A 3,448-nucleotide genomic window follows, 5' to 3' on the forward strand; every position below is an offset into this window, starting at 1 on the left:
GGCTTAGTGATCGATTTGTTATCTTCTAGAGTAAAATCAATCACTAATTAAAATTTAGGTGTTGTATGAAATCGATAAAAATATTTTTACTTTTGTCACTTGCAACTTTATTTGGTTGTACCTCGAAGCCGGATGGGGTGGAACCCGTCAATAATTTCGATTTAGAGCCATATCTAGGTAAGTGGTACGAAATTGCACGCCTAGACCATTCATTTGAGCGAGGCTTATCCAACGTTACCGCTGAGTATCAGGTTCGCGAGGATGGTGGGGTTAAGGTGATAAACCGTGGATATTCCGAAGAAGAGCGACAGTGGTCAGAAGCTGAAGGCAAAGCTTATTTTGTTGAAGATAAAACGGTTGGACACTTAAAGGTTTCCTTTTTTGGGCCAATATACTCTTCTTACATTGTTTTTGAGCTAGGTGAAAACTATAACTATGCGTTTGTTTCCGGTTACAACCACGACTATTTGTGGCTATTGTCTAGAACGCCTAACGTTGATGAGAAAGTAGTGGAGCGCTTTAAGTACGTAGCTAAAGAGAAAGGTTTCGCTATAGACGAGCTCATTTTTGTTGAACAAGAGAAACAAAGACAGCTTTAAGTTCATCAGCGTGGCTGAAAAAGCGGACAGAGGGGAAGCTTCCTAATTAAGAGCTCAGTTTGTCATTTCGCTTAACAGTAATTTGTTACCGCGTAACTTAATGTGGTCAAAATGGATATAGCCCCATCATTTGTGATTACTCGTGATGGGGCTTATATAAATTTGAGTGAGCGTCGAAAGGTTGATCTATCAACAAACGGTTATGGTTTACTTAATCAAACGAACGATCAGGGAACCTGGTGCTCGAATAGATTCAACATTGTGGCTAAGTACTGTGCCGCTTGTTGGGGCGGTGTAGCGTTTAATCTCAGCGCCAAAGCTGTCGTATTGAATCGCAAGAAGTTGGCCTTGCTCGACAAAATTCATCAAACTGACATGAGGCAGTACAAAGCCGCCGTGTGTCGCTTTCACACTGACGATTTCGTTTCCTTCCAAGCATGACGTAATAGGGTCCATATCACCTTCAACAATGTTATGCTTTTTCAGCACATTAAAAATGCCTGTTACAGTTCGACTGATAAGTTCTTGCTCGGTGTATCGCCCCATACCTACTTCAACTGTAATGCTTGGGACACCATGGTTATTCCAAACCGTTTCAAGGACGCCAGCATCTCCAGGATCATTTAAAATCGCATCAGGATTAATGAGACGAGCCATTTCTAATGATTGCTCGATTCGGAAATCTGCAAACACGTAAAGTGGATAGGCCGCACCACTGGTTTGAGTGTGAAGGTCAATGGCTAAATCAGCATTTGGCTTGAGCAAATCATTCCACAATGCATATAAGTAACGTTGGGCCTCATTGCCGTTTTGGTCACCAGGAAAAAAGCGGTTTAAGTTTGCAGGAGACGCGTCAGGGTCTGCGGAATAGAAATCGCGGCTGTGGTTTAGCATACCTGGCATGTTAATGGTTGGAACAATAGTGACAGTACCAGCGACTTCAGTGCCGATGAGCTCTCGAGCAGTTTTCTGCGCTGCTAACACACCATTGTACTCATCACCATGAACCCCTGCGGTAATCATGATCTTCTTGCCAGGTTTTTCACCTTTGAACACTAGCACAGGTAGGTGTTGCCACTGAGAGAGAGCATTCGTTGCGATGCGAAACCAAAACTTATGCTCGCCCGAATTTAGGTCTGCTACATTGAGAGACTGAATCACTTGATGACCTTGAATCACGTCATCGAGAAATTGTGTTGCCATTAAAGTTACCACTCCAAAACCATAAGCTAATCTAAAACCTTAGCGTCGTCATACCATGAATATTAATAAGGCGAGAACATGTCTCGCCTTAATTACCAATTGGTTTCGTTTTACGCAAAACCCATAATATGAGCTGCGATAACGACGATACTTGATAGGGTAAAGAGTAATAGAATAAATCGCCAGCAGAATTTTGCCCAGTCACCCCAGTCGATACGGCAGACACCAAGCGTTGCCATGAGAGATGCCGAAGTAGGGACGATAACGTTAGTAAAGCCATCGCCAAGTTGGAATGACAAAACTGCCACTTGGCGCGTAACTCCTGCAATGTCTGCCAGAGGGGCCAGTAGAGGCATCGTCAGTGCCGCTTGTCCAGAGCCCGAAGTGACGAAGAAGTTGAAGATAGATTGGAATACATACATTAACCATGCCGCAGCCACGTCAGGAAGCCCGCTAATCACGCCGCCAGCACTGTTTAGAATTGAGTTCAGTACACTCGCTTCATCAGTTGTACCACCACCAAGGATCAACAATACACCTTTTGCACAACCCACTAATAGGGCAGGTGCAAGCATAATAGCTGCACCTTCTTTAAATGCATCAGCTGCGCAGTTTAGCGTCATACCGTTTAGGCGGAAAATCGTACCGATGATCGCGACAACAAAGCCCATAGTGAAAAATTGAGACGCGATTTCTGGGATGTACCATGCGTTAGCGACTACGCCCCAAACAACCCACACCGTGGTCGCAATAACCGTAAGGATAACGAGTGTGTCACCTAGGTTCCAACGAGAATCTTGATTGCCAAGCTCTTGCTGACGGAAATACTGGTCTGTGCGATGGCTGTAAGAAAGTTTAGGATTTGACTTCACACGAGCGGCGTAGATCATTGTGAAAGCGATACCGATTAACGTAAAGCCAGCCCATAACCCCATGCGTACTGTCATGCCGGATAAAACAGGTACACCCGCAATGCCTTGCGCAATAGCTACGGAAAAAGGGTTCATCCAAGAAGTAGCGAAGCCAATTTGAGTCGCAACATAGGTAACCATTACCGTAGTGATACCATCATAACCAAGGCGAACCATAAGCGGCGCGATAATAATCGCAAACGCTACGGCTTCTTCACCCATACCAAATACCGCACCGCCTAGCGAGAACAGCAAAAATAGCACTGGAATGAATAGCGCTTCGTTACCTTTGGTCTTATCGATAAGGCGCAGGATACCGTTATCGATTGTGCCTGTGCGCATTACAACGCCGAAAGCACCGCCGATAACCAACATGAACATAATCACGCCGATTGCGCTGCCCCATTTAGAGCCAGAAACTAGCCCTTCGAAAGGGAAGTTCATCAGACCAATGCCACCACCAGAAGCAAACAGGCCAACCTTGTTGTAAACCAGTTCACCGTTTTCGTCGGTTGCATAAGAGAAAGAAGAAGGATCGATAACTGTGCGAGTTTTTTCTGCACCGTCGACCATGTAGGTCACCTGTTGGCTATCAAAATGACCAGCAGGAATTAAGTAGGTAAGAATCGCAGCAAGAATACCAACAATGAAGATCAAAATGAGGGTATCTGGCATCTGCCACGACTTAGGGGTAGCAACCGAGTCTGCTGGTTGCGCATGTGTGTGAGACATAAC

3 protein-coding genes are annotated in these 3,448 nt (G+C 45.1%); 1 reads left to right on the top strand and 2 read right to left on the bottom strand.

All coding sequences use genetic code 11. The features are described from left to right. The first annotated feature begins 65 nt into the window (after positions 1 to 65). The gene (locus CAG68_RS01420) at positions 66 to 599 is read left to right on the top strand and encodes a lipocalin family protein (protein WP_005375974.1); all 534 of its coding nucleotides are present in this window, start codon (positions 66 to 68) and stop codon (positions 597 to 599) included. A 207-nt stretch (positions 600 to 806) separates the two neighbouring features. Here the strand turns inward: CAG68_RS01420 and CAG68_RS01425 are convergent, their stop codons facing one another. Continuing rightward, the gene (locus CAG68_RS01425) at positions 807 to 1,802 is read right to left on the bottom strand and encodes a succinylglutamate desuccinylase/aspartoacylase family protein (RefSeq protein ID WP_054574303.1); all 996 of its coding nucleotides are present in this window, start codon (positions 1,800 to 1,802) and stop codon (positions 807 to 809) included. Positions 1,803 to 1,912: 110 nt separating this feature from the next. Further along, positions 1,913 to 3,445: a putative basic amino acid antiporter YfcC gene (gene yfcC / locus CAG68_RS01430; protein ID WP_005387492.1), complete on the bottom strand. Its 1,533-nt coding sequence runs from the start codon at positions 3,443 to 3,445 to the stop codon at positions 1,913 to 1,915. Positions 3,446 to 3,448 lie beyond the last annotated feature (3 nt).

Origin of the sequence: Vibrio sp. V42_P2S4T144 (assembly GCF_009904715.1) — a bacterium.
Lineage (GTDB): Bacteria > Pseudomonadota > Gammaproteobacteria > Enterobacterales > Vibrionaceae > Vibrio > Vibrio alginolyticus.